This window comes from Lederbergia ruris (genome assembly GCF_018332955.1).
In the GTDB taxonomy this organism is placed as follows: domain Bacteria; phylum Bacillota; class Bacilli; order Bacillales; family Bacillaceae_C; genus Lederbergia; species Lederbergia ruris.
This window is the reverse complement of the sequence record NZ_BORB01000006.1, coordinates 96,342-122,316: the sequence shown is the minus strand read 5'-3', so window position 1 is coordinate 122,316 and position 25,975 is coordinate 96,342. Positions and strand designations below refer to the sequence as shown.

Annotated in this window: 22 protein-coding genes and 1 tRNA gene; 21 read left to right on the top strand and 2 right to left on the bottom strand. The window is 39.6% G+C overall.

Going from position 1 to position 25,975, the window contains the following annotated elements:
* Positions 1–72: 72 nt before the first annotated feature.
* The 3 genes from whiA (at position 73) to KI363_RS05335 (ending at position 3,392) form a co-directional block, all read left to right on the top strand.
* Positions 73–1,026, top strand: coding sequence for a DNA-binding protein WhiA (whiA, locus tag KI363_RS05345; RefSeq protein ID WP_212965715.1), 954 nt, complete (start codon positions 73–75; stop codon positions 1,024–1,026).
* Between the two features lie 18 nt (positions 1,027–1,044).
* Positions 1,045–1,302 carry an HPr family phosphocarrier protein gene (locus KI363_RS05340; RefSeq protein ID WP_158320906.1) on the top strand — a complete coding sequence of 86 codons (258 nt, stop codon included), beginning with the start codon at positions 1,045–1,047 and terminating at the stop codon, positions 1,300–1,302.
* A gap of 365 nt (positions 1,303–1,667) precedes the next feature.
* The gene (locus tag KI363_RS05335; RefSeq protein WP_212965714.1) at positions 1,668–3,392 is read left to right on the top strand and encodes an ABC transporter ATP-binding protein; all 1,725 of its coding nucleotides are present in this window, start codon (positions 1,668–1,670) and stop codon (positions 3,390–3,392) included.
* A gap of 68 nt (positions 3,393–3,460) precedes the next feature.
* On the opposite strand, the gene clpP is transcribed toward KI363_RS05335, so the two are convergent.
* Together clpP and KI363_RS05325 are read right to left on the bottom strand one after the other, a co-directional pair.
* Entirely contained in the window at positions 3,461–4,063 is a 603-nt protein-coding gene (gene clpP, locus KI363_RS05330) for an ATP-dependent Clp endopeptidase proteolytic subunit ClpP (RefSeq protein WP_158320908.1), read from the bottom strand.
* 340 nt (positions 4,064–4,403) lie between these two features.
* Positions 4,404–4,475, bottom strand: a tRNA-Arg gene (locus tag KI363_RS05325).
* Between the two features lie 582 nt (positions 4,476–5,057).
* Between KI363_RS05325 and KI363_RS05320 the strand changes: the two genes are divergently transcribed.
* The 18 genes from KI363_RS05320 (at position 5,058) to KI363_RS05240 (ending at position 25,955) form a co-directional block, all read left to right on the top strand.
* A complete protein-coding gene (locus KI363_RS05320; protein ID WP_306345158.1) occupies positions 5,058–5,303 on the top strand; it encodes a glutaredoxin family protein in 246 nt (81 codons plus the stop codon).
* 218 nt (positions 5,304–5,521) lie between these two features.
* Positions 5,522–6,553, top strand: a complete 1,032-nt coding sequence (locus KI363_RS05315; RefSeq protein WP_158320909.1) for a sugar-binding transcriptional regulator — start codon at positions 5,522–5,524, stop codon at positions 6,551–6,553.
* Between the two features lie 114 nt (positions 6,554–6,667).
* The gene (gene gap, locus KI363_RS05310; protein ID WP_212965713.1) at positions 6,668–7,675 is read left to right on the top strand and encodes a type I glyceraldehyde-3-phosphate dehydrogenase; all 1,008 of its coding nucleotides are present in this window, start codon (positions 6,668–6,670) and stop codon (positions 7,673–7,675) included.
* 84 nt (positions 7,676–7,759) lie between these two features.
* Positions 7,760–8,944: a phosphoglycerate kinase gene (locus tag KI363_RS05305; RefSeq protein WP_212965712.1), complete on the top strand. Its 1,185-nt coding sequence runs from the start codon at positions 7,760–7,762 to the stop codon at positions 8,942–8,944.
* A 54-nt stretch (positions 8,945–8,998) separates the two neighbouring features.
* Positions 8,999–9,760, top strand: coding sequence for a triose-phosphate isomerase (tpiA, locus tag KI363_RS05300; RefSeq protein WP_212965711.1), 762 nt, complete (start codon positions 8,999–9,001; stop codon positions 9,758–9,760).
* A complete protein-coding gene (gpmI, locus tag KI363_RS05295) occupies positions 9,753–11,294 on the top strand; it encodes a 2,3-bisphosphoglycerate-independent phosphoglycerate mutase (RefSeq protein ID WP_212965710.1) in 1,542 nt (513 codons plus the stop codon). Before tpiA ends, gpmI begins: the two co-directional genes overlap by 8 nt.
* A gap of 28 nt (positions 11,295–11,322) precedes the next feature.
* Positions 11,323–12,609, top strand: coding sequence for a phosphopyruvate hydratase (gene eno / locus KI363_RS05290; RefSeq protein ID WP_212965709.1), 1,287 nt, complete (start codon positions 11,323–11,325; stop codon positions 12,607–12,609).
* A gap of 674 nt (positions 12,610–13,283) precedes the next feature.
* Positions 13,284–13,895, top strand: coding sequence for a hypothetical protein (locus KI363_RS05285; protein ID WP_212965708.1), 612 nt, complete (start codon positions 13,284–13,286; stop codon positions 13,893–13,895).
* Positions 13,896–13,931: 36 nt separating this feature from the next.
* Positions 13,932–14,204, top strand: a complete 273-nt coding sequence (locus KI363_RS05280) for a hypothetical protein (protein WP_212965707.1) — start codon at positions 13,932–13,934, stop codon at positions 14,202–14,204.
* 167 nt (positions 14,205–14,371) lie between these two features.
* A complete protein-coding gene (locus tag KI363_RS05275) occupies positions 14,372–15,118 on the top strand; it encodes a hypothetical protein (RefSeq protein ID WP_158320917.1) in 747 nt (248 codons plus the stop codon).
* A gap of 513 nt (positions 15,119–15,631) precedes the next feature.
* On the top strand, positions 15,632–16,342 hold the full coding sequence (locus tag KI363_RS05270) for a hypothetical protein (RefSeq protein ID WP_158320918.1): 711 nt from the start codon (positions 15,632–15,634) through the stop codon (positions 16,340–16,342).
* Positions 16,343–16,957: 615 nt separating this feature from the next.
* Positions 16,958–17,821, top strand: a complete 864-nt coding sequence (locus tag KI363_RS05265; RefSeq protein WP_158320942.1) for an ABC transporter permease — start codon at positions 16,958–16,960, stop codon at positions 17,819–17,821.
* A complete protein-coding gene (locus KI363_RS05260; protein WP_212965706.1) occupies positions 17,821–18,690 on the top strand; it encodes a carbohydrate ABC transporter permease in 870 nt (289 codons plus the stop codon). The genes KI363_RS05265 and KI363_RS05260 overlap by 1 nt, the downstream gene beginning before the upstream one ends.
* A 34-nt stretch (positions 18,691–18,724) precedes the next feature.
* Complete coding sequence (locus KI363_RS05255) at positions 18,725–20,266, top strand: extracellular solute-binding protein (protein ID WP_212965705.1); 1,542 nt, start codon at positions 18,725–18,727, stop codon at positions 20,264–20,266.
* A 417-nt stretch (positions 20,267–20,683) separates the two neighbouring features.
* The gene (locus KI363_RS05250; RefSeq protein WP_246516764.1) at positions 20,684–22,687 is read left to right on the top strand and encodes a pectate lyase family protein; all 2,004 of its coding nucleotides are present in this window, start codon (positions 20,684–20,686) and stop codon (positions 22,685–22,687) included.
* Positions 22,688–22,823: 136 nt separating this feature from the next.
* Positions 22,824–23,567, top strand: a complete 744-nt coding sequence (locus KI363_RS21965) for a fibronectin type III domain-containing protein (RefSeq protein WP_246516763.1) — start codon at positions 22,824–22,826, stop codon at positions 23,565–23,567.
* A 95-nt stretch (positions 23,568–23,662) separates the two neighbouring features.
* Positions 23,663–24,358 carry a cache domain-containing protein gene (locus tag KI363_RS05245; RefSeq protein WP_212965704.1) on the top strand — a complete coding sequence of 232 codons (696 nt, stop codon included), beginning with the start codon at positions 23,663–23,665 and terminating at the stop codon, positions 24,356–24,358.
* Positions 24,336–25,955 carry a helix-turn-helix transcriptional regulator gene (locus KI363_RS05240; RefSeq protein WP_212965703.1) on the top strand — a complete coding sequence of 540 codons (1,620 nt, stop codon included), beginning with the start codon at positions 24,336–24,338 and terminating at the stop codon, positions 25,953–25,955. Before KI363_RS05245 ends, KI363_RS05240 begins: the two co-directional genes overlap by 23 nt.
* Positions 25,956–25,975 lie beyond the last annotated feature (20 nt).

The window sequence follows — 25,975 nt, the reverse complement described above, 5'->3', positions numbered from 1 at the left end:
ATCCATTCATAAATTTGCTTAAAGAGTGCTCTTACCTGTATCATTTTACGATTTTCTTAGGAGGTGGCAGATGTGTCGTTTGCTTCAGACACAAAAAAAGAATTAACAACATTAGAAACTGCGGATTGCTGTGCAAAGGCCGAATTGTCTGCCCTTATTAGAATGAATGGCTCACTTTCCTTTTCCAATCGCATCCTTGTTGTCAATGTGCAAACAGAAAATGCAGCCATTGCTAGAAGAATTTATGTTTTAATTAAGAGGATTTACGCTACTGAGGTAGAATTATTAGTTAGGAAGAAAATGCGCCTCAAGAAAAATAATGTGTATATTGTCCGTCTCAAAAAACAGGCGGAAATCATATTACGAGATTTAAAGATTTTAGGGGATGGATTTACCTTTGTGCACGATATTGATCAGGATTTAATTGTCGATGAGTGCTGCAAACGTTCGTATTTACGAGGGGCTTTCCTAGCAGGGGGGTCTGTGAATAACCCGGAGACATCTTCCTACCATCTTGAAATTGCTTCTCTATATAAAGAGCATAATCAGGCGCTTTCTGAGCTTATGAATGAATTCTCCTTGAACAGTAAGTTTTTAGAGCGAAAAAATGGGTATATTACTTACCTAAAAGAAGCGGAGAAAATTGCTGATTTTCTGAGCGTGATCGGAGCTCATAATGCCCTATTGAAATTTGAAGATGTTCGAATTGTTCGGGACATGCGTAATTCCGTGAACCGTCTTGTGAATTGTGAAACAGCTAATTTGAATAAAACGATTGGTGCTTCATTAAGACAAGTGGAAAATATCCGCTATATTCAGGAAACAGAAGGCTTGGACATCTTACCAGATAAACTGCGGGAAATTGCTATTTTGCGTATGGAACATCAAGATTTAACCTTGAAGGAATTAGGCGAAATGGTTTCCGGAAATCCGATTAGTAAATCGGGCATTAATCATCGATTAAGAAAAATTGATGAAATTGCGGAAAAAATACGCAAAGGTAGAACAAGCAACACATATAAATAAGTAAAGGGGTGAGGAGCTATGGTGGTCAAAGAAATAGAAGTAAAATTGCCAGCCGGATTACAATCTCGTTATGCAGCAGAATTTGTCCAAGAGGCAAGCAACTTTGCCGCAGATGTTTATCTTGAAAAGGGCGGGAGAAATGTCAATGCAAAAAGTATTATGGGTCTAATGAGTCTTGCGATTGGACCAAATGAAATGGTGAAACTCTCTGCTACAGGTACTGACGAAGAAGAAGCTGTTGCACAGTTATCGAACTTTATTGAAAATAACAAGTAGTGCTTAAGAAAGAGTGTTGAAGCAATCATTTAACACTCTTTTTTCCTTGTAGTATAGTAAACTATAAAATTCTTGTCTTGTGGTTAAGTTCTAAATGTGGGTATTGACGTCCGGCTCCAGCGCCCAGCGACTAGCAAACTTTCGGTGCCTTCCTACGATAAGTCAACATCAGCTCGCCTTTCAGGCTCACTGTGTTTCCTTTATCTCGTCAGGCCCCTAAAAAGTTTGTACGTCGCTAAACGCTTGCGCCTTTGTTCAAAAGCCTGTACATACGAGCTAGAATTTCATGATGAATTCTGTCAAGAAAAATTTAAAAGCGATTAAAATGCAAGTAGTTGGGATTTAATGATTGAGGGAGTCTAGTTATGTTAAAACAGTTTTTTTCTTACTATAAACCACATCGACGTTTATTTATGATCGACTTTTCGAGTGCTGTGATCGTGGCCATTTTGGAATTAGCCTTTCCGGTTGCGGTCCAATGGTTTATTGATAAACTATTACCAGAAGGCGATTGGAATAAAATATTTACAGTTGGTGTTCTTTTACTAATTGTCTATTTATTGAGCACAGCCCTTCAATATATTGTTAGTTATTTAGGACATAAGTTAGGGATTAATATCGAAACGGATATGCGGGAGCAATTATTTACCCATGTGCAACGGCAATCGTTTCGCTTTTTTGATAATACGAAGACCGGTCATATTATGAGTCGGATCTCGAATGATTTATTTGATATCGGAGAGCTTGCCCATCATGGTCCAGAAGATTTCTTTATTGCAATCATGACATTTATCGGTGCTTTTTCGATCATGTTTCATATTAATCCGAGTTTAGCGGTAATCACTTTTATTATGGTACCTTTCCTTATTTGGTTAGTCACCTATTGCAATATTAAAATGAATCAGGCGTGGAAAAATATGTATGGCCGGATTGCGGATGTCAATGCGAGAGTGGAAGACAGTGTCTCGGGTGCCCGGGTTGTGCAGTCTTTTACAAATGAGCAATTTGAAATTAATCGTTTCAAAAAAGATAATGGTTTATTCCGAACCGCCAAGCTCGCGGCATACAAAGTTATGGCAGGCACTCATTCCAGTATTTATATGATGACAAGACTGGTTACTTTATTAGTGCTTGTTGTAGGTGCCTGGTTTAGTTTTAATGGGCAATTAACATATGGAGAATTGGTTAGCTTTGTTCTTTATGTGAATGTATTGGTTAAACCAGTGGATAAAATTAGTGCTTTACTTGAATTGTATCCGAAAGGGATGGCTGGATTTAAACGATTCTTGGATCTCATTGACCAAGAACCGGAAATTCAAGATCGGTTGGATGCTGTAGCGGTTGATCACTTGATGGGAAATATCCATTTTGAAGATGTTCACTTTCAGTATGATGACCATAAAAAAGTTTTAAAAGGAATAGATTTAAATATTCGTGCAGGGGAGACGGTAGCTTTTGTCGGGCCCTCTGGTGCCGGAAAAACAACGATTTGTTCTTTGATCCCGCGTTTTTATGATGTGGACAAGGGAGCGATTATGATTGATGGAATGGATATTCGTGAGATGACGAAACATTCTTTGCGCTCACAAATTGGCATTGTTCAGCAAGATGTCTTTCTCTTTACAGGGACGATTCGTGAAAATATTGCTTATGGGAAACAGGGTGCCAGTGAAGAGGAAATACGTGAAGCGGCCAGGAAAGCTCATTTAGAGGATTTTATCGCTTCACTTCCTGAAGGGTATGAAACACAAGTAGGGGAGCGAGGTTTAAAACTATCTGGTGGTCAAAAACAAAGACTAGCCATTGCACGCATGTTTTTGAAGAATCCGCCGATCCTCATTTTGGATGAAGCCACTTCAGCCCTTGATACGGAAACAGAAAAAATTATTCAATTAGCCCTAAATGAACTGGCTGTGAATCGTACAACCTTAGTCATTGCCCATCGCTTGGCGACGATTCGAAATGCCGACCGTGTGATGGTCGTAACCGAAAATGGCATCGAAGAAGATGGAACTTATTCGGAATTAGTCCAACAAAATGGGCTATTTGCGAGACTGCATAACATCCAATTTCAAGGGATTGAGGCATAAGTATATAAATATTGAAGCGAATGTAAAAAAGGTTGCTCTGTAATCAATAGAGCAACCTTTCACTTTGGTTATTTCTTCTCATTAATTTCTTCTTTACGTTCGATAATTCTATCGATCAAACCATATTCTTTCGCTCTTTCAGCTGTCATAAAATTATCACGGTCTGTGTCACGTTGAATAATTTCAAGTGGTTGACCTGTACGATCAGACAGAATTTGATTTAACTTTTCACGCAAGAAGAGAATTCGTTTAGCGGCAATTTCAATTTCCGTTGCTTGCCCTTGTGCACCACCAAGTGGTTGGTGAATCATGACTTCACTGTTAGGTAAAGCAAATCTTTTGCCTTTTTTACCAGCTGCAAGTAGGAAGGCACCCATTGAAGCTGCCATACCCGTACAAATGGTAGAAACATCAGGTTTTATATATTGCATCGTATCGTAGATGGCCATTCCTGCTGTAATACTACCACCAGGACTATTAATGAAGATTGTAATATCCTTTTCCGGGTTTTCTGCTTCCAAGAATAGCAACTGAGCTACAATAGAATTGGCCACATTGTCATCAATGCCACTTCCAAGCATAATAATCCGGTCTTTTAGCAAACGAGAATAAATGTCATAAGCTCGTTCCCCTCTGCTTGTTTGTTCAATGACTGTAGGAATTAAATTCATTTATTTCTCCTCCTTTTTTTAAAAAACAGATCCCCTAAAGTGTTGAAAACTTTATGTATCCTTATCATACACCGTTGGTCAGTAAAGGTCAAATGATCCAACTGGATATTTGACTTTTTGAAACCCTATAACATTCATATTCTCCATTTAGAATGTTTTTAAACAAATTTTACACGATTTCATTTGACAGAAACTTGGATGAACTAGGTGTTAGGAGGGGGGCAAGGTTAGAAGAAATGGTGAAGGGAACTTGGGATAGCGCTTCGCCTTTATTTCTTTGCAAAAAAAACATCTCTTCTTATTAAGAAAGAGATGTTTTAATTTACGTGATGATATATTACGCCCTCGGCAGGAATCGAACCCACATTTTAAGAACCGGAATCTTACGTGTTATCCGTTACACTACGAGGGCAAAAAAGGAAGCGTACGATATGAAATTATAGAACAAGTTTCCATAGAATGCAAGCTATATTTTGTTTTGTATAAATTATATGAGTTTCCATTTAAGGCGTGTATTTAATAAAATTTTCCAATTCACTTAGGGAATAGGCCCATTGATGATTTTAATATGTTATAATATAAGAACAATAGATCGGCTTCGCATGAGGGAGTTTGGTAGCACTGTTGCTCTGCCGTAAGTCTTCGGATGGGAGACTTCCCGGGAGGGAGGTGTTGCCAATGGACATTGTTAGTGCGTTAACGCTTATGATATCCTTTGGGATGTTAGTGGCGTTTATCGTTTCTGATAAAAACCATAAAAAATAATCCCTCATGCACTCTAGCAGGTATGTGAGGGATTATTTTGCCCGCTACCTACCCCTCTTGACGGGGATCGGTCTGTTGGGGACCGCTCCATGTTCACGCATGGACGGTCCTTATTATTGTATGCAATTGTAACTTTTCTATGTTCATTATAACATAAAAAAGGCGCTTGTACACATCCTAAACAATAGTTTCGCATCAATATGAAAAATGAAGTAAGGAAGAAGGATAGATGATGGACATTATTTTTTACACAAGAGACCAATGTAGCCTTTGTGTGGAGGCGAAACTTATTTTACATATATTACAAACTGAACATCCCATTAACATTATTGAAAGAGATATTGACACAAATGACGAATGGACGGAACAATATGGATTAATGATCCCTGTAATTGAAATCGATGGAGAGATCGTTCAATCCGGTATCATTGATTTATTCGCTCTAGAGGAAAAAATCAAATCTAAATTGCTTTAGAAAAAGACTAGTGGTAAAATGAACGTAGATGGCATGATTGTATTGTAAATGGGTCACTATATGTCTACGCGGGACAAAAAACACCCACCGTTAAAATTGATTCAGTTAAACCCCAATGATACAATAAAATCAGCTGCTATCCTATTTTTCATTGAAAGATTGGGACGTAATATGTCTTGACGGGACAATTGGCGACCTTCTGGTAAAGGAGCAAAAAAATGCACAATTTCTTAAAGCTTCAATCAAAATTGGTGCCAGATATGCTATCTGTTATGCAGAATCGCTATCAGATCCTTCGCTCCATTAGTTTAACGGAACCTGTTGGCAGGCGCACACTTGCTCATATGCTAGGAACAACCGAACGGATTTTAAGAAGTGAGGCTGAATTCCTTAAATCAAGTCAGTTAATCCGAATCAATACTGCTGGCATGACGGTTACAGATAAAGGTAAAAAGCTGCTGGCAGGACTTGAAGAAGTGATGAGGGAATTAACTGGCATTAGTGAGACGGAACGAGCATTAAAAGCAACTTTGGGTATAAAAAAAGTAGTCATCGTTCCTGGTGATAGCGATGAATCCCTGATTGTAAAAGAAGAATTAGGGAAAGCTTGCGCAGAAGTTCTTAATGGGTGTTTCGAAGATCAGCAAACGATCGCCGTAACAGGCGGAACAACAATGGCTTGTACAGCGGAAATGCTGACAGCTGAAATGGGGCAAGGCAAACAATTGCTGTTTGTGCCAGCACGAGGGGGACTTGGGGAGGATTTGAAACATCAAGCCAATGTCATCTGTGCTACAATGGCAGAAAAGACAAATGGTGTACACCGTGTCTTATATGTACCAGACCAAGTAAGCCAAGAAGTTCAGCAATCTCTTCTCAAAGAGCCGGCCATTATGGAAGTTGTGGAGAAAATTAAATCCGCTGATATCGTTGTGCATGGTATTGGCGAGGCGATCACCATGGCGAATAGAAGAGCAACTGAACAAAACGTCATGAAAAAGATAATAGGAGAAAAAGCAGTTGGTGAAGCTTTTGGCTATTATTTTGATGAAAAAGGGGAAATAGTACATAAAGTCCCCACCATTGGTCTACGAATATCGGATCTATTTGATAAATCGTATGTGATTGCAGCGGCCGGTGGAAAATCAAAAGCCAAAGCCATCAAGTCTTATTTTAAAAGTGCGCCTGAATCAACCATTTTAATTACAGATGAAGGAGCCGCAAAGTCGATTTTAAAAGATATATCTTAGTGCTTGTTCGAAAAGGAGGATTAACCGGACTTTTTGAACATCCCCTTAGAAAGGTATTTCTTTTAAAGATAAATTTTTATTTATTATCCATGATATTAAAGGAGGATGTTAGATATGTCAGTAAAAGTTGGTATTAATGGTTTCGGACGTATCGGAAGAAATGTTTTTCGTGCAGCACTTAATAATCCAGAAGTTGAGGTTGTAGCTGTAAATGATTTAACGGATGCAAATATGCTTGCACATCTATTACAGTACGATACAGTTCATGGTAAACTTGATCAACAAGTATCTGTAGATGGAGATACAATCGTAGTAGGGGACCACCGCATTAAAGTTCTCGCTGAACGTGATCCTGCAGCTCTTGGCTGGGGAGACCTTGGTGTTGAAGTAGTTGTTGAATCTACTGGTCGCTTTACAAAACGTGAAGATGCAGCAAAACACCTTGAAGCTGGTGCAAAGAAAGTAATTATTTCTGCTCCTGCTAATGGTGAAGACATCACAATCGTTATGGGTGTGAACGAAGATAAATATGATGCAGCGAGCCATCATGTTCTTTCCAATGCATCTTGTACAACAAACTGCCTAGCTCCATTTGCAAAAGTTTTGAATGACAAATTTGGCATTGTTCGCGGAATGATGACAACTGTTCACTCTTATACAAATGATCAACAAATCCTAGATTTGCCACATAAAGACTACCGTCGTGCTCGTGCAGCAGCTGAAAACATTATCCCTACATCTACGGGCGCTGCTAAAGCTGTCGCACTCGTTTTACCTGAACTAAAAGGTAAACTAAACGGAATGGCTATGCGTGTTCCTACTCCAAACGTATCTGTTGTGGATCTTGTTGCTGAACTTGATAAATCTGTTACAGCTGAAGAAGTAAACGCAGCTCTTAAAGAAGCCGCTGAAGGTGAACTAAAAGGCATCCTTGCTTACACAGATGAGCCATTAGTATCTACTGACTACAATGGTGATGTTCATTCTTCTACTGTTGATGGATTATCTACAATGGTAATGGAAGGCAACATGGTCAAAGTTCTTTCTTGGTATGACAATGAAACAGGTTATTCTAACCGCGTTGTCGATCTTGCAGCTTATGTTGCGAAACAAGGTCTATAATAATATAACTTTGAAACACCTTATTTGGGGGAGCGGGCATTAGACCCCTTCCCCTTTATCTTTTATTTAGAAGGAGGTACTATTATGGAAAAGAAATCAATCAAAGACCTGGATTTAAAAGGGAAAAAGGTTTTTTGCCGAGTAGACTTCAACGTCCCTATGGAAGAGGGGAATATTACGGATGACACTCGGATCCGTGCGGCCTTACCAACGATTCAATATCTCTCCGAACAAGGGGCAATTGTTCTTCTAGCAAGCCATTTAGGCAGACCAAAGGGAGAGGTAAAAGAAGAGCTTCGCCTTACACCTGTTGCACACCGTTTAACTGAACTGCTAGGAAAAGAAGTAGCAAAAGCAGATGAAGCTTATGGTGACTCTGTAAAAGAACAGGTTTCTAAATTGGGTGAGGGAGATATCCTCTTACTGGAAAACGTCCGTTTCAATGCTGGGGAGGAAAAAAATGACCCTGAACTAGCCAAAGCTTTTGCTGATTTAGCAGATGTGTATGTGAATGACGCATTCGGTGCGGCTCATAGAGCCCATGCTTCCACAGAAGGTATTGCGAAATTTTTACCATCAGCAGCTGGTTTTTTAATGGATAAAGAACTTTCTGTTCTAGGTAAAGCTTTATCGAATCCTGAACGTCCATTTACAGCCATTATTGGTGGAGCAAAAGTAAAAGATAAAATCGGCGTAATTGATCATTTACTCGATAAAGTAGATAATCTCATTATTGGCGGTGGACTTGCTTACACCTTCGTAAAAGCACTTGGCCACGAAGTCGGAAAGTCTCTATTAGAAGAGGATAAGCTCGATCTTGCGCGCCAATTTATGGAGAAAGCGAAGGAAAAAGGCGTTCAATTTTATATGCCTCAAGATGTGATTGTGGCAGATGACTTCTCTGAAAATGCCAATAAAAAAGTGGTCTCTATTGAAGAAATTCCAGCTGATTGGGAAGCTTTGGATATTGGACCAAAAACAAGGGAAACGTATCATAAAGTGATTCAAGAATCGAAATTGGTGATTTGGAATGGCCCAATGGGTGTGTTCGAAATAAATGCATTTGCTGGCGGAACAAAGGCCGTTGCCGAGGCGCTTGCGGAAGCCGCAGATACATATTCTGTCATTGGTGGCGGTGATTCGGCTGCTGCCGTTGAAAAATTTGGCTTGGCAGACCGTATGAGCCATATTTCAACTGGTGGTGGAGCTTCCCTTGAGTTTATGGAAGGGAAAGTATTACCAGGCGTTGCGGCTCTAGATGATAAATAATCGTCACAACTTGTGTCTTGGAAAATGACGATCTAAACGAAAGGGTGGTTAAACGTGCGGAAACCGATTATTGCAGGAAATTGGAAAATGAATAAAACACTTCAAGAAGCAGTTCAATTTGCGAATGAAGTAAAGGAACAGGTACCTGCTGCTGAGCAAGCAGATGCGGTGATTTGTTCCCCAGCATTGTTCCTAGGTCAGTTAGTGGAGGCTGTCCAAGGATCAGCTGTGAAAATTGGAGCACAAAATATGCACTTTGAAGAAAATGGCGCTTTTACAGGTGAGATTAGCCCTGTTGCTTTAAAAGATATTGGTGCAAGTTATGTGATTCTTGGCCACTCAGAACGTAGAGAAATGTTTAATGAAACAGATGAGGGTGTAAATAAGAAGGCACATGCTGCCTATCAACATGGTCTAGTTCCGATCATTTGTGTTGGTGAGACTTTGGAACAACGCGAAAATAATGAAACGAAACAGCTTGTTGAAGGACAAGTGGTGAAGGCTTTAGAAGGCTTATCAGAAGACCAAGTGAAGCAAGCTGTGATTGCTTATGAACCAATTTGGGCGATTGGAACAGGTAAATCCTCCACAGCTGACGATGCCAATGAGGTTTGTGCTCATATTCGCCAAGTCGTGAAGGAGCATGTGTCAGAAAGTGCTGCAGATGCACTTAGAATTCAGTATGGTGGTAGTGTGAAACCAGAAAATATTAAAGAATATATGAATCAACCAGATATTGATGGAGCGCTTGTAGGCGGTGCGAGTCTAGAAGCAGCATCTTTCCTTCAACTATTGGGGGCGGCAGCCAATGAGTAAAACAGCACCTGTTGCACTGATCATTCTTGATGGATTTGGTATCCGTAATGAAGAAAAAGGGAATGCAGTGAAACATGCAAAAAAACCAAACTTTGATCGTTATTGGAACACTTTTCCACATAACCAATTGATAGCTTGTGGAGAGGCTGTAGGATTACCTGAAGGACAAATGGGAAATTCGGAAGTCGGTCATCTAAACATTGGCGCTGGACGAATTGTTTACCAAAGTTTGACACGTGTGAATGTGGCGATTCGCAATGGCGAGTTTTTTAAAAACGAAACTTTTCAACAAGCGATTGATCATGTGAAGAAAACGGGTAAAAAATTGCATATAATGGGACTTCTTTCGGATGGCGGTGTTCATAGTCATATTGATCACCTTTTTGCTCTTTTAAAACTAGCAGCAGATGAAGGTGTCAAAGAAGTCTATATCCATGGGATTTTAGATGGACGTGATGTAGGACCGAAAACAGCTGAAAAATATATTAAAGAAACACAAGCGAAAATGGATGAGTATGGAATTGGGAAATTCGCAACAATCTCCGGACGTTTTTACTCCATGGATCGGGACAAGCGTTGGGACCGTGTGGAGAAAGCGTATCGTGCAATGGCATATGGAGATGGCCCTACTTATCCTAACCCATTAGAAATGCTTGAAGATTCTTATGATCATGGAATTTTTGATGAGTTTGTGATTCCATCGGTCATGACAGACGCAGACGGAAAACCAATTGCAACGATAGATGACGAAGATTCCGTAATCTTCTATAATTTCCGTCCAGATCGCGCGATTCAAATCTCTAATGTTTTCACAAATGGGGATTTTTCTGGATTTGATCGCGGCGAAGATCGTCCAAAAAATCTTGATTTTGTATGTATGACTCATTTTTCTGAAACAGTAAAAGGCTATGTCGCTTTTAAATCGGTGAACTTGGATAAAACAGTTGGGGAAGTCATTGCAGATAACGGAATGACACAACTGAGAATTGCGGAAACCGAGAAATACCCACATGTTACTTTCTTTATGAGTGGCGGTCGGGAAGAAACATTCCCAGGTGAAGAAAGAATATTAATTAATTCACCTAAAGTCGCTACTTATGATTTAAAACCGGAAATGAGCGCCTATGAGGTAAAAGATGCCTTAATAGAAGCGATCAATGCGGATAAATTTGACGGCATTATTTTAAATTTCGCTAATCCGGACATGGTGGGACACTCCGGTATGTTGGAGCCAACCGTTAAAGCCATTGAAGCTGTTGATGAATGCCTTGGTGAAATCGTGGATCTGATTTTAGAAAAAGGCGGAAAAGCGATTATTACAGCTGATCATGGAAACTCGGATGAAGTGGTAACACTTGAAGGAAAACCAATGACGGCTCATACAACCAATCCAGTACCAGTGATTGTAACAGAAAAGGGAATAACTGTTAGAGACGGAGGAATCTTAGCTGATTTAGCTCCGACAATGTTAGACCTTTTGGGTATTGAAAAACCAGAAGAAATGACAGGACAATCATTAATAAATCGTAAATAAAAATTATATTTTTAAGGAGAGATTGATTATGCCATTTATATCTCATGTTTATGCACGCGAAGTACTAGACTCTCGTGGTAATCCAACAATTGAAGTAGAAGTATATACAGAATCAGGTGCTTTTGGTAGAGCGCTTGTTCCGAGTGGTGCGTCTACAGGTGAATATGAAGCTGTAGAACTACGTGACGGAGATAAAAGTCGTTACCTTGGTAAAGGTGTTGAGAAAGCTGTTCATAACGTGAACGAAATCATTGCTGATGAAATCATTGGCCTTGATGTTACAGATCAAGTTGGTATCGACCAAACGATGATTGAATTAGATGGAACAGAAAACAAAGGCAAGCTTGGGGCTAACGCGATTCTAGGTGTATCCATGGCTGCTGCACGTGCGGCGGCAGATTTCCTTGGCCTTGAATTATATGAGTACCTAGGTGGCTTCAACTCTAAACAACTTCCAGTACCAATGATGAACATTCTCAATGGTGGAGAGCATGCTGATAATAATGTAGACATTCAAGAATTTATGGTGATGCCTGTTGGTGCTCCTAATTTTAAAGAAGCACTTCGGATGGGAGCGGAAATTTTCCATAGCCTAAAATCTGTATTGAAAGAAAAAGGCTACAACACAGGTGTGGGTGACGAAGGTGGATTTGCACCAAACCTCAAATCCAATGAAGAAGCACTAGAAACGATTATGGAAGCTATTGAAAAAGCTGGTTATAAACCAGGTGAAGAAGTAAAATTAGCAATGGATGTGGCTTCCTCTGAAATTTATGAAGATGGTCAATACAATCTAAAAGGTGAAGGCATTGTTCGTACTTCCGAAGAAATGGTTGATTGGTACGAAGAATTGGTGAATAAATATCCGATCGTATCGATTGAAGATGGTTTAGATGAGAACGATTGGGAAGGTCATAAGCTATTAACAGATCGTATCGGTAAAACTGTTCAACTTGTAGGCGATGACCTATTCGTAACGAATACGAAAAAACTAGAACGCGGAATTCAAGAAGGGGTTGGGAACTCCATCTTAATTAAAGTGAACCAAATTGGTACACTAACTGAAACGTTTGATGCAATTGAAATGGCCAAACGTGCAGGTTACACAGCTGTAATCTCTCACCGTTCCGGTGAAACAGAAGATAGCACAATTGCTGACATTGCCGTAGCAACAAACGCTGGGCAAATCAAAACAGGGGCACCTTCTCGTACAGATCGTGTGGCCAAATACAACCAATTGCTTCGTATCGAAGACAACTTGGGTGAAACAGCACAATACTTAGGTGCGAAAACATTTTATAACATCAATAAATAATCATTATTATTTGTAAACGGGGTATCCGAAGGCTCAGGGAAACTTGACCTTTTGGTGCCCCGTTTTTTATTTTCGCAAAAAGACTCAATACGAAACGTTCGACCGTCCCCATATTAGAGAGAAGTTCCGAAAAGGGGAACGGCGGAGCGAGAGGCCGTCCCCGGAATTGAGGAAAGCTATGAAAATGGGAATGGCGAAAGTTCACGCCTTTCCGCATTTTAATGAAAGTCATCATAAGTAATAGGACCGCCTCTCTTTTACCAACCAGTCCAATTGTCCAACCATTTCTATTATAGGATCAATACAATATATAAGTATCAGTCATAGATCGACTAAGAGTGGGTCGTTCATCTATGAAGTTTGGCCGAAAAGAAAGGATGGAAAATATATGAGAGTTAATGAGCTGTGTTGCAAAGATGATGACTCTAATTCTGTAGCATGCGATAGATGCGGATCAAAGGAATCGTCGTGCAAATGCGGCAGACCTTGCCGGCCGGATCATGAAGTTCTTGTAAATAAAGTTGTTTGCTCCAAGCAGGTGGATATCGTAGCCGAAACCATTATTGCTTTATCTTCATTGGGAATTACCCTTCCACCTAGGGCGACAACCCTTCCACCGATTACCGTGACACCGGATCGCTTAGGAATTGTTCAAAACAGCATCATTTTAAAGGATGAAGTCACAACCACTGGATTATATACCGGCAACAATCACGGTCGCGGGACTGCCAACTACTGTTACAGCCAACCTGCCATTTCAACAGCACACTCCATGCCCCGGTGCCTGCCCTGAAGACATTTTGTCCGTGGCGCCGCTGGAAGCCGAAGGCATTATTGCTGGTTCCGTCCGTCGTTTTCGAAAGGTCCGCATTATTGTAGTTATCTTGCGTACTACGATTACCGTGACTAGATCAATGATCGGTAAATCAAATCAAAAAAGTTTCTCCTATTTAAACGAAGCAGCCGGCCAACGCCGTGAAAGAATACCACACATGGTACACTCTCCGTCCCTTGGTCCGCCATGCATAGCAGCCGATGTCACGGATGAAATTCTTGTAAATAAAATCGTATGTTCAAGACCAGTTCACATCACAGGCGAAAGCTCTTTAATTGTCTTTACTCCCCCTGAATTGTTGCCTTTAGCAATTACATTAACACCGGACCTTGAGGGAATTGTACTGAACAGTACGATATTAAAAGACGCAGTAGTAACCACCGGATATGTGCCAGTATCTATTGCTGTAGGTATATTAACTACCGTAACACTTGATCTGCCCTTTCAATAGCTCACACCTTGTCCAGGTGCCTGTCCCGGGGATATTTTGACAGCGGCACCGGCAGAAATTGAAGCTATTATCATTCAGCCGATTCCAATAGGTGCTCCCGACGGAGTAGTAGAATTATCCATAATATTTAAAGTCATCCTGCGTACGAAGCTCACTGTTACTAGACCATTGATAGGTAAACGAGGCCAGAAAACCACATCGCGTTTAAAAGCTGTTTGCCGTCATCGCCCTGAAGTAGAACCTCTTCGTGGACAATTTCCAATGATAGACGCAGCAAATGCAGCAATCGCGACAGAATCCGATCTATAATAGACAAATTCCTATGAAGGGACAAGAGCCTTTTTTAATAACCATGGTAATAGTGTCCAACCTTTTCCATTATAGTATCCATACAATATATCGAATCAGCGAAAAGCAGTTCGTTAATTTATGAAGTTGGCTGACTCAAAAATCAAAAGAAAGGATGGTGTAAATATATGAGATTTGATGATATTTGGTCCAGAGATGATGAATTTGATTTCGTAGGATACCGTAGATACGGAATGGGTTCACCCCGTAGATGCGACAGATGTGGATCAAAGGAGTCACCTTGCAGATGCGATAGAAGACCGTGCCAGCCCGATCATGAGGTTCTTGTAAATAAAGTCGTTTGCTCAAGACAAGTGCAAAAAGTGGCCGAAGCAACAATCCCTTTAACAGCACTGGGAATCATAATTACACCTGGCGAACCTATACCACTTATTACTTTGACACCAAATGTTGCCGGTATTGTGCAAAACAGCATGGTTTTAAGAGACGAAGTAGTAAACACCGGATACGTGCCTGCGACAATCAATGTAGTTGGAGTTCCAACGCCCGTAACAGTAAGCCTGCCGTTCCAACAGCACACTCCATGTCCTGGCGCCTGCCCTGAAGATACTTTAACAGAGGCACCGCTGGAAGTAGAAAGTATTATCATTCAGCCGATTCCATTAGCAGTTGTAGCAGGTACAGTAGGAGTAGCCTCCGCATTATTTAAGGTCATCCTACGTACAACGATTACAGTCACTAGACCAATGGTGGGGAAACTGAATCAAAGAGATTTATCAAACCTATGCGATGTGAATCATCATCGATGTGAAAATGGCGCCCCTCGTACGATTCAATTTCCGTTGACAGGTACAGCGCCAACTCCACCACCCCCTCCAGCTGCAGCTCCAGGACCAGCCACAGAAACGGAATAGTCACTTACAAGCGTATATTAGACCCTTCGGCTGTGAGATAGTAGGGTTATAGACATTATTAAACGATTCCAATAGGAGCTGTGACGGCCTATTGGAATTTTTCATAATATAAAGCTAGCCTACGTATGAAGATTACAGTTATTAAACCAACGGTATGCAAGATCGTATGGAAGATGGTTTACCACCACTACTCCGAAGTAGAACCCCGATTACTACCTATGATAGACATAGCAATGTAGCAAGAACGGAACCGTTCCTATGTCAAAAACGGAGCAGTAACCCTCCAATGAAAAGGTGATTCCGTGAAATTGTGTCAAAATCCGGTAGATAAAATTCAAAATAGACAATTTCCTATGAAAGGACAAGAGCCTTTTTTAAAAATTAAGGTAATTGTCCAACCATTTTCGTTATAGTTTCAATACAATATATCGTAATCAACCATAATAGATTAAAAGTAGGTCTTTAATCTATGAAGTTCGGTTGAGTAAAAGCAAAAGAAAGGATGGAAAATATATGAGATTTGATGATATTTGGTGCAGAGATGATGACTTTGATTTTGCAGGATGCGACGTATGCGAAATGGAATCAACTCGTAGATGCGAAAGATGCGGATCAGAGGAATCACCTTGCAGATGTGACAGAAGACCGCGCAAGCCTGATCATGAGGTTCTTGTAAATAAAGTCGTTTGCTCAAGACAAGTGCAAAAGGTGGCCGAAGCAACAATCCCTCTGACAGCACTGGGAATCACAATTACACCTGGCGAACCTATACCTCTTATTACTTTGACACCAGATCTTGCTGGTATTATTCAAAACAGCACGATTTTAAGAGACGAAGTAGTAAACACCGGATACGTGCCTGCGACAATCAATGTACTTGGGATTCCAACACCCGTTACAGTTAGCTTGCCGTTCCAACAGCACACTCCATGTCCTGGCGCTTGCCCGGAAGATACTTTAACAGAGGCACCGCTGGAAGTAGAAAGTATTATCATTCAGCCGATTCCGTTGGCAGTTGTAGGAGGTACAGTAGGAGTAGCCTCCGCATTATTTAAGGTCATTCTACGTACAACGATTACAGTCACTAGACCAATGGTGGCTAAAGCGAATCAAGAAGATCTATCAGACTTATGCGATGTGAATCAACATCGCTGCGATAATAATGCACCCCGTACCATTCAATTTCCATTGACAGGAGCAACACCACCGGGTCCAACTCCTTAAGCGCATAAGGTTAAGGACCAGTTCTAGAAGAATAGTCAATTACAAGCGGACTTTTTGGGTCCGCTTTTTTTGTAGCTTAGCCAGGAAATTATAAAATCCTAGCTTGTGGATAAGCTGCTTATGTCGCTGTTGACATTCAGCTCCAGCGCCTAGCGACTAGCAAATTTACGCCTTCTTCCTACGATAAGTCAACATCGGCTCCTTCGTCGCCGTGTTTCCTTTATCTCGTCAGAAGTCTTTAAATTTGTACGTCGCTGAACAGGCGCTTACGCTTTTGTTCTCTAGAAAATTATAAAATCCTCGACTGTAGAAAAATTGCTTAATATCGGAACTGTCCTTCGTTTTTTAAATTTTACAATATACATATCTTACATGGGATGCACAATTTTAATAGATCCATAGATCTAGATAAATGTTCATAAAATAGAAGATTGGGCGATTGTTTCGTTTGCCTGATCCCTACTATAATAACGATGAAATTACCTAAAAATAAAAAGGAGGGGAGTAAGAAACGTGGATTCATTATTAGGGGATAATGTAGAGTCAAATTTGAATAAGGCGACGGTGATTCATAAGAAAAGAAATCAGTATATAAAAAATTTTACCAAACATTGGATGTTGTATGTTATGATCCTGCCTGGAATCATTTTTTACATTGTATTTAAATACATTCCTTTATTTGGAAGTGTGATTGCTTTTCAGGATTATCAAATATTTAAGGGAATATGGAACAGTCCATGGGTAGGTTTAGAGAATTTTCAATTTTTATTTTCTTATCAAGATTTTTTTCTTGTATTAAGAAATACGGCAACGATTGCGTTTTATCAATTAGTGTTTAGTTTTCCTGCACCGATTATTTTAGCTTTATTGTTTAATGAGGTTCGCATACTTCTCGTTAAAAAGACACTGCAAAGTTTGTTTTATTTGCCACATTTTCTATCATGGGTTGTGGTAGGTGGGATTGTATTTGAGTTATTATCCACTCAAGGGATTGTAAACGTTGTCTTAGGCTTTTTTGATGTAGAACCGATTTTGTTTATGCAGGAAGAAAAGTATTTTCGTACGATCGTTGTGCTTTCCGGTATATGGAAAGAAATCGGTTGGGGGACAATTATTTATTTAGCCGCCATCGCGGGTATTAATCCGAATTTATATGAGGCTGCTTTAGTAGATGGAGCAAGTAGGTGGAAGCAGACAATCCATATTACGATTCCGATGTTATTTCCTACTATATTGGTATTATTCTTACTCAATATTGGAAACTTCCTTGAACTAGGATTCGATCAAATTTTTAATTTATTAACGCCGATGACCTATTCAGTAGGCGATATCATTGAAACATATGTGTATCGAGCAGGTGTGTTACAAGGGCAATATAGCATGACAACGGCCATTGGACTATTCCAATCCGTTATTGGTTTTGCTTTACTATGGATATTTAATCGCTTAGCTAGAAAAACAGATCAGGGGTTGTGGTAATGAAAATATCAACAGGAGAAAAAACATTTCAGATCTTTAATTATATGATTCTTATATTAGCTGCCTCGACTATGATCGCTCCGTTACTTCAACTATTGGCTGTTTCGTTCAGTTCACCGATCGCAGCTGATTCTAAGAAAGTATTTCTTTGGCCAGTCGAATTTACAACGGGTACATGGGAACATATCCTGCAAAATACGGTTTTATGGAGATCATTTGCTGTCACTGTTTATATTACGGTAGTTGGTACGTTTCTTAGTATGTTATTTTCTGTTTTGACCGCTTTCCCATTATCACGTAGAGAATTTTTACTAAAAAAGCCAATTATGCTGGGAATCGTGATTACGATGATATTTAATGCACCAATGATTCCCTTTTTCCTGACAGTAAGAGAGTTGGGAATGATGAACTCCTTATGGGCGCTTATTATTCCAGGCTTGATTAGCACCTTTAATATGGTCATTATTCGGACATTTTTCATGGGGATTCCCAGTGATTTGGATGATGCAGCCAAAATCGATGGCTGTCATGATTTTCGGCTTTTGTTTCAAATTTATTTACCTCTTTCGAAGCCAGTGCTTGCGACAGTGAGTTTGTTTTACGCTGTGGGTTATTGGAATACTTTTATGAGAGCCATTCTCTTCATACGTGATCCAAATCTATATCCACTGCAGTTAAGATTGAGGGAATATTTCGTGGCTCCAGAAGAGTTGGCGGCCGTTAATCTTATTGTCGGAGATTTTGACTTTAATACAACGACATTAAAAGCGGCGACCATTATCTTTGCAACAATACCGATTGTACTCGTTTACCCTTATTTACAAAAATATTTTGTAAAGGGAGCGGTATTAGGCTCACTGAAAGAATAGCTAAATACTATAAAGTCTAAGTGGAGGATGACTTATGGATAAAAAAGGTAGAAAACCATGGATAATGGTCACTGTATTGTTTTTCGTTTTTACAGTGCTGCTGGCTGCATGTAGCGGTAATAAAGAAGTGAATCAATCAGAAAATGAGGAAAAGGTTGAGAACAACATCGTAAAAGTAAAAGTTTATAAAAGTCATTTAGGGAAAGGAATAATTCCGAATAGCGATGATCCGCATGTCCAACATATCGCTGAAAAAACGGGTGTTGAGTATGAATTAATGACCACTCCTGCAGGTTCTGATCCGACAGAGCAATTAAATTATATGATTGCCTCAGAAGAATTGCCAGATATTTTTCGACCGATTGGGGGAATTGAACAAACATTGATAAAACAAGGCGGCGCATTGGCTCTTGATGAGCTTTTACCTAAATATGCACCAAACGTATGGAAAAATATCCCTGATGAAGCTTGGGATGTTGTTCGCACGGCTTCAGATGATGGGAAAATATATTATATTCCAAAGGTATTTTTAGTTCCTGAAAGAGCCCCGTTAATACGTCAAGATTGGGTGGACGAAGTAGGATTAGACATGCCCAAGACGGTGGGGGAATATAAAGAATTATTAATTGCTTTTCGTGATAAGGATCCAAATGGAAATGGGGAAAAGGATGAACTCCCTACTTCAGGAAGGGAATATGGTAAGTGGATGGATCACCTTTTCGCTATGTATGGCGTTGCGATGTGGGAAGGTAATCCAGAATGGGATATTTATGGCGGTAAAATCAATTATGCGGGCACTTCAGAAAATATGAGAGCAGCGATTGAATTTATTCGAGATTTATATAAGGAAAAACTATTAGATAATGAAACATTCTTGAACAAAGGTGAGGTTTGGACAGCCAAAATAAATAATAATTTAGTAGGAAGCTGGTATCATTTGCCTGCAAACTTACATGATCGTTATGCAGCCATGAAGGTAGGTGCGCCTGATGCATATGTCGTAGGGATGCCTTTGCCAAAAGTGGAAGGGTTTGAAGGTTTTGTGACACAAAAGAGCATGGGGGAAGCGGAATGGATGATTCCAGTTACATCCGAGGATAAAGCAGCAGCAGCTCTTAAATTATTAGATTTCTTTTATAATGATGAGAATGAGGATTTTGTCCGCTTCGGTATCGAGGGGGCCCAGCATAAAGTTGTGAACGGAAAGAAAGTGTTAATTCCTGCAACCGATGAAACCCCGATTGCCTTAGGAATGAAAAACCTAACGACGGAAGAAGATATGGAAAAACGCATTGAAGAAACCATTCCAGAGGATGAGCAACAAATGGTGAAAGATATCTTTGTCGTTAGTACGAAAGATGCTAAAAGAATTGCGGGTGATGGTCTTCCAGCTACCGTGTATGATGGGTTCCCAGATATTCAATCACACAAATTATTCCAAGAATACTTAACAAAAATTGTCATTGGCGAATGGCCTCTCGAAAAGTTTGATGAATTTGTGGAGAGATGGAAGGAATCGGGCGGTGATACAGTAACAGAACGGGTTCAGGAATGGTATGACAAGGTAAATGAATAAATTGTAAATCCTTTCATGAGTTGGGGCATGAATAAAGTTCCCCAACTCATAATGAGGATTATCAATTGTTGGAAGCTTCGCGAGAGGTTTCCCTTCTTTATTTTAAAGTTAAGTGAGGAACGTCAGCAAAATATGTTGTGTTTTGGAATTTGCACAAATAAGGATGGGAAAATAAGCTAGATATGTTTTATTCTGACTATTACGATATCAACAGGTTTATTCGTATGGATGGAGGTGAATTGGAGCTGCGTGGGTGACGAGAGTAGTTAGCAAGCATGATAAGAATACAGAATATTACAGGCTATTCATTTAGACCAGACCTGCAGAGTTTACTGTCCGTCCGTTGCCAATGTTGTTTGTGAATTGATAAGATTGCCAACTTGTCAGGAAACTATTTTTAGAGGGAGGTATAAATAGATGAAAATCTTGTCGCTAATGCTATCTGTTATTTTATGCTTATCGATTTTACCGTTGTCAAGTACGAAAGCAAAAGCTGATCATGATCTGTTACGAGCCTTCCCGGGAGCAGAAGGATTTGGCTACGCCTCAGTAGGAGGGCGTGGTGGGGAAGTTTATCATGTCACTAGCCGCGAGCTTACGGGCCCTGGTACTTTCCACCATGCCCTTACTTCTGCGGGAGATGTTCCCCGTACGATTGTATTCGATATATCGGGCGAAATTACCATCCCTAAAACGGTTGTGCAGAATAAATCCAATATCACCATTGCTGGACAAACGGCACCTGGAGATGGAATCACCATACGTGGAAACACGATCCGCTTCATTAATTCTCAAGATATTATTATCAGGTTTTTGCGTTTTAGAATGGGCGCACAAGATGATTTTAGCGATGATGCGATGTATTTAGAAGATAACCAAAATGTGATTATTGATCACTGTACGTTTTCTTGGGGAACGGATGAAGTATTGTCGATCAAAAGTAAAAATTATGAGGATCCTAAATCAAAAAATATTACTGTTCAATGGTCGATTATGTCAGAGGGCCTTCTTACCCATTCGATGGGTGGGTTAATTGAAATGAATACGATTACGATGCATCACAATTTATACGCCCATAACAATGATCGAAATCCGAAAACCAAAGGCCAAATCGATTTTGTCAACAATATTGTCTATAACTGGGGGCAATATCTTTATGTAGCAGGTGGAGAATCAGGCACCAAAGGCTATGGAAATGTAGTTGGCAATTACTTTATTGCCGGTTTAAATTCAAAAAAGCCAGAATATGCGATTGTGCGAGGAAATGAAAACTATCAAGTCTTTCTCGAAAATAATCGGGTGGATCATAATCAAAATGGTATTCTTGATGGTACGGATACAGGTTCGGATATGATAGAGGCTGAAAGACCAAGTGTTGTTGTGTCAGAACGGTTCGAATATCCATTGGTGCATACACAGGAACCAGAGAAAGCCTATGATTATGTATTAGATTATTCAGGTGCATCGCTCACTCGAGATGATGTAGACAAACGTGTAATTGATAGTGTAAGAGATCAAACAGGTGTGATCATTGGACATGAGAATGATGTAGGGGGATATCCAGTCCTTAAGGAAGGTACACCACCGCTTGATTCAGATCAAGATGGGATGCCGGATGAGTGGGAATTAGCTAACGGATTGGACCCGCATGATCCAGTAGATCGAAATGGAGATATGCACGGAGAAGGTTATACAAATCTTGAATATTATTTAAACGAACTCGCGGCGCCAAGTTTTCCAACGGATTATCCCACATCACCGCCTGAGTGGGCAGGACCACCATTTACACCACCGACCGATCCTGATCCTAATGAACCTGCACCAGAACCTGTGGTGGGAATGGACGGAGAATGGATCAGAAATGCGATTATCAATGATAATAGTAAGGATGGAATAGACAATGCAAGGAAATGGTCCATCGAAAAGAATTTGCAGGTCGGAGATTTTGTTGCGGGAGATCGAATGACAGGTAATAGCGTTTACCGATTCACTTCGATACCAGATGAGCTTATAGGGATGGAATGGATTCGGTCAGCTGTTCATTCAAGAAGTTCATCTAATGATGATTTAGTCTCCTTTTATTTAGTGGGGGATGCGGACGTATATGTTGCCCACGATTCAAGAATTGGCACATTGCCTGAATGGCTAAGATCTTATGAAGATACTGGAGAATTCATAGAAGATGACCAACCCGTAAGATTTAAACTATATAAAAAACATTATCCAACAGGTTCGTTTGTCGTAATGGGGAAGAATAATAATGCAAAGCAAATGAATTATTTTATTGTTCTTAAACCTACGAATTCACATGAGCAACCACCCGAAAAAGCACCTGGAGACTTGAAAGGAGAAATGACGGAGAAGGGGGCTGTTTCCTTAAAATGGTCACCGGTAAGTGAAGCGGATAGCTATTTAATATAAAGTATCTGTAACTGGAGTTGGTGGCGAATCCGAAAAGACAAATAGTGTCGGGACTAAAACCGGTCCCCCAGTTGTACTTCCAGCAATTCCCTCAGGTTTAACGACAGGCAAAATCTCAACTTCTACTTTTGAAATTTTGTGGGAAGCAGCGGAAGGCGCTGAAAGTTATAACATCTATAGAAAGGCAAATGAAGAAAATGACTTTTCGCTGATTGCAAATACTAGTTCTAGTCGTTATGCAGACAAAAGTGTTAGTAACAATCGATCTGGTTACACTTACAAGATTTCAGCCTTAAATGAAATGGGAGAAACCAGTCCTTCAAAAGAGCTAGTGATTGATATGCCATTACCGCAAGCCCCAACTGGTTTAAAAGTTGGATTAGTTGGAGAATCCTTTGTTGGTTTAATATGGACATCAGGCGGTGGTGGTAATCAATTCAATGTTTATAGAGAAGCTAACGGGAAAGTAGAAAACGTAGGTTATGCAAAAGTAGAAACTTTTTACGACCGGACAGTCGAGCCTGGTGTTGAATATGTCTATTACCTTAAAGCAGAAAATGCTAGTGGCGAATCGGAGGCATCGACTAAGGTAACAATCACACCAGATCAAGTGAATACGGCCAGTATGAGGACTTTTGTTGAACAGTTCAAAGAATCGGGAGAATGGAATGATGAGAAATCCGCTCATGCTTTGAATCTCCATTTAACCGCGGTTGAAACGTATGAAAAGCAAGATAAAAAAGATAAAGTTGTGAAGCATATGGAGAGCTTTAAACAATTAGCGAAGGCCCAAAAGGATAATCAGTTACTCCCTATTCATCTATATAATACCCTAAAATCATATACGGATGCTATGATTAGTAAATGGAAAGATGAGTAAAAATTTATAAGCTTCTCTCTTATTCGTGTGAAAATGAGGAAATGAAGAAGCTATAATTAGGCATGTAGTATACTATAAAAAGGAGGAGGAAATACATGCCTAATTTATTTCGAAAGTGGTTTAAATACAACCTACTCAAAAGTCAGATTAGTCTGTTATTGTTTTTAACGATCACCATTTTTCTTATCATTCTGATCGTTAGTATTACATCGTACAATACATCTAAATCTGTTCTCCAAGAACAATTAAATGATCCGCAGCAACAGATGTTGCAGATCAGTATGAATTTTATCGATGAAGTAATCAATGAAAGCAATAGAATTGCCACGGAAGTCGCATTAGATGACCATGTCTATGAATTTCTTACAAGTAATGAGCAAAACTCCTATGAAAATATTACGGGAATTTATAAAATGTTATCTTCTTTCATAAATAATTCGTCCATTATTAAAAGTATATATGTCTACGATATGAATAGAGGGAGTTTTGTGACGATCCCCCATGGCTATAGTGCTACGAAAAAAACTTTTGTGGATTCCCAATGGACCGATGTTGCCGATGAACTAAAAGATAAGATGATGATCGTGAAAAAGAGAGATGTACCTGAAGGGGCTAAAAATAGTGGTTCGGAAATTACCCTTTTTCGAAAAATATTAATACATGGTAAGTTCAAAGGCTTAGTGGCCATTAATTTAAAGGAAGAAAAGTTATTCGCAAAAATCAATCCACCGACGCTAACAAGTTTAGATAGTACCCGGTTTATTATGGATGAACAAAAACGAAATCCTTAATTCAGTATCAAATTATTCAGTTGATAAAAAGAGCCTTGCAGAAAGCATCACTAATCTAAAAAAAGAAAGATTAGGAGATTTTACATATAAAGATGAAACTTTATTAGCCAGTCAGCTGCATTCTCCAGTTACAGGGTGGCAGTATGTTTCACTTGTGACCCAGGAAAGTATATTGGCGAAATCTCGCAGAGTCGGTCACATTGTATTTTTAGTATCATTGATCGCTCTTTCGATAGGATTGATGGCTGTCCTGTATATCAATATAAAGGTTTTCCGCCCAGTTTTTCGCTTAAAGCAACTCTTTATAATGAAGGAGCGGGATATTTCGAAACAAGGGTTAAACGAATTGGAGCATGTTGCAGGCCAACTAATCCATGATCATGCCCATTTAGCTAAAACCTTAGATACGATCAAACTAGAAGCATCTTCGAAATTTATTCTTGATATCTATCAAGGGGAAGTAAAGTCAAGAGAAGAAATAAAAGAAAAGTGGAACGATTATTTCAGAGACTGGGATCACCATCGTTTAGTCGTAGCCATTATCTCTATTGATAACTATTCGTCATGGTTAAGTAAATTTCCAAGTACAGATCATTCTCTTTTAAAATTTGCCCTGCAAAATATTATTTCCGAAGTTCTTTCAGAACGATCCTATCATAAATGTGTAGATTTTGGGCAGGGGAAAACAGCTGTTTTACTTCAATATGATGGAATTGGTGACACACTTGTACACAAATTCATGAAAGCGTTGTCTACAGCTGAGCGGTTATTAGGTTTTAGTGCGTCTGTTGGGATTAGTCATTCGAAACAAAAAATAGAGGATATCAAAGAGGCTGTTTTGGAAGCGGAGTTAGCGCTTGGGTATCGAATGTATAAAGGTTATGGAAGCGTTATAGATATAAATGAGTGTTATGATAATCCCCACCATTCAATTAAAATGGCGCCCATTTTAGAACAATTGGCCGAAGCGATCATTGGAGGTGATGAGACTCAAGGAATAAAAATTGTGGAAGAAATCATTCAGGAATTTCGAAATAACCAACACTTTCCAACAAGCGTTCAATCGAAAATAAATGATTTAATCCACGTAATTTGGAGTGAAAAACATACAGAAATTCAAGGCAAGACTAAGGGAATGGTATTAGATCAAGTAACCACTAGTTGTTTAGATGATATCGAAGAGCTTTTAAAAGATGGGGTTAGGGAAGAAACTGAAAAATGGAAAAAGCAAGCAGAGAATAAAGAGAATAAAGAGAGTATACTTTGTGAGAAAATGATTACCTATATGGAAGAACATTTGGCTGAAGCGATCGGGATTACGGAAATTTCCGAGTCGATTGGGATAAGTGTTAGCTTAGCAAGCCAAATTTTTAAAGAAAAAATGGATGATACGATTTATGGATATCTTACTAAATTAAGAATTGAGAAGGCAGAGGAATTACTGCTGAATACAGACAAAAAGGTTGCCACGATTGCTTTTGCTGTGGGGTATCAACATGAAAATAGCTTTATCCGCGTCTTTCGTAAATATAAAAATACGACACCAGGTAAATATCGTGAAATGTTAAGAAATAAAAAGGGAGCTTTAGCTGAATAAAAATAATATTGGAGAGTGTA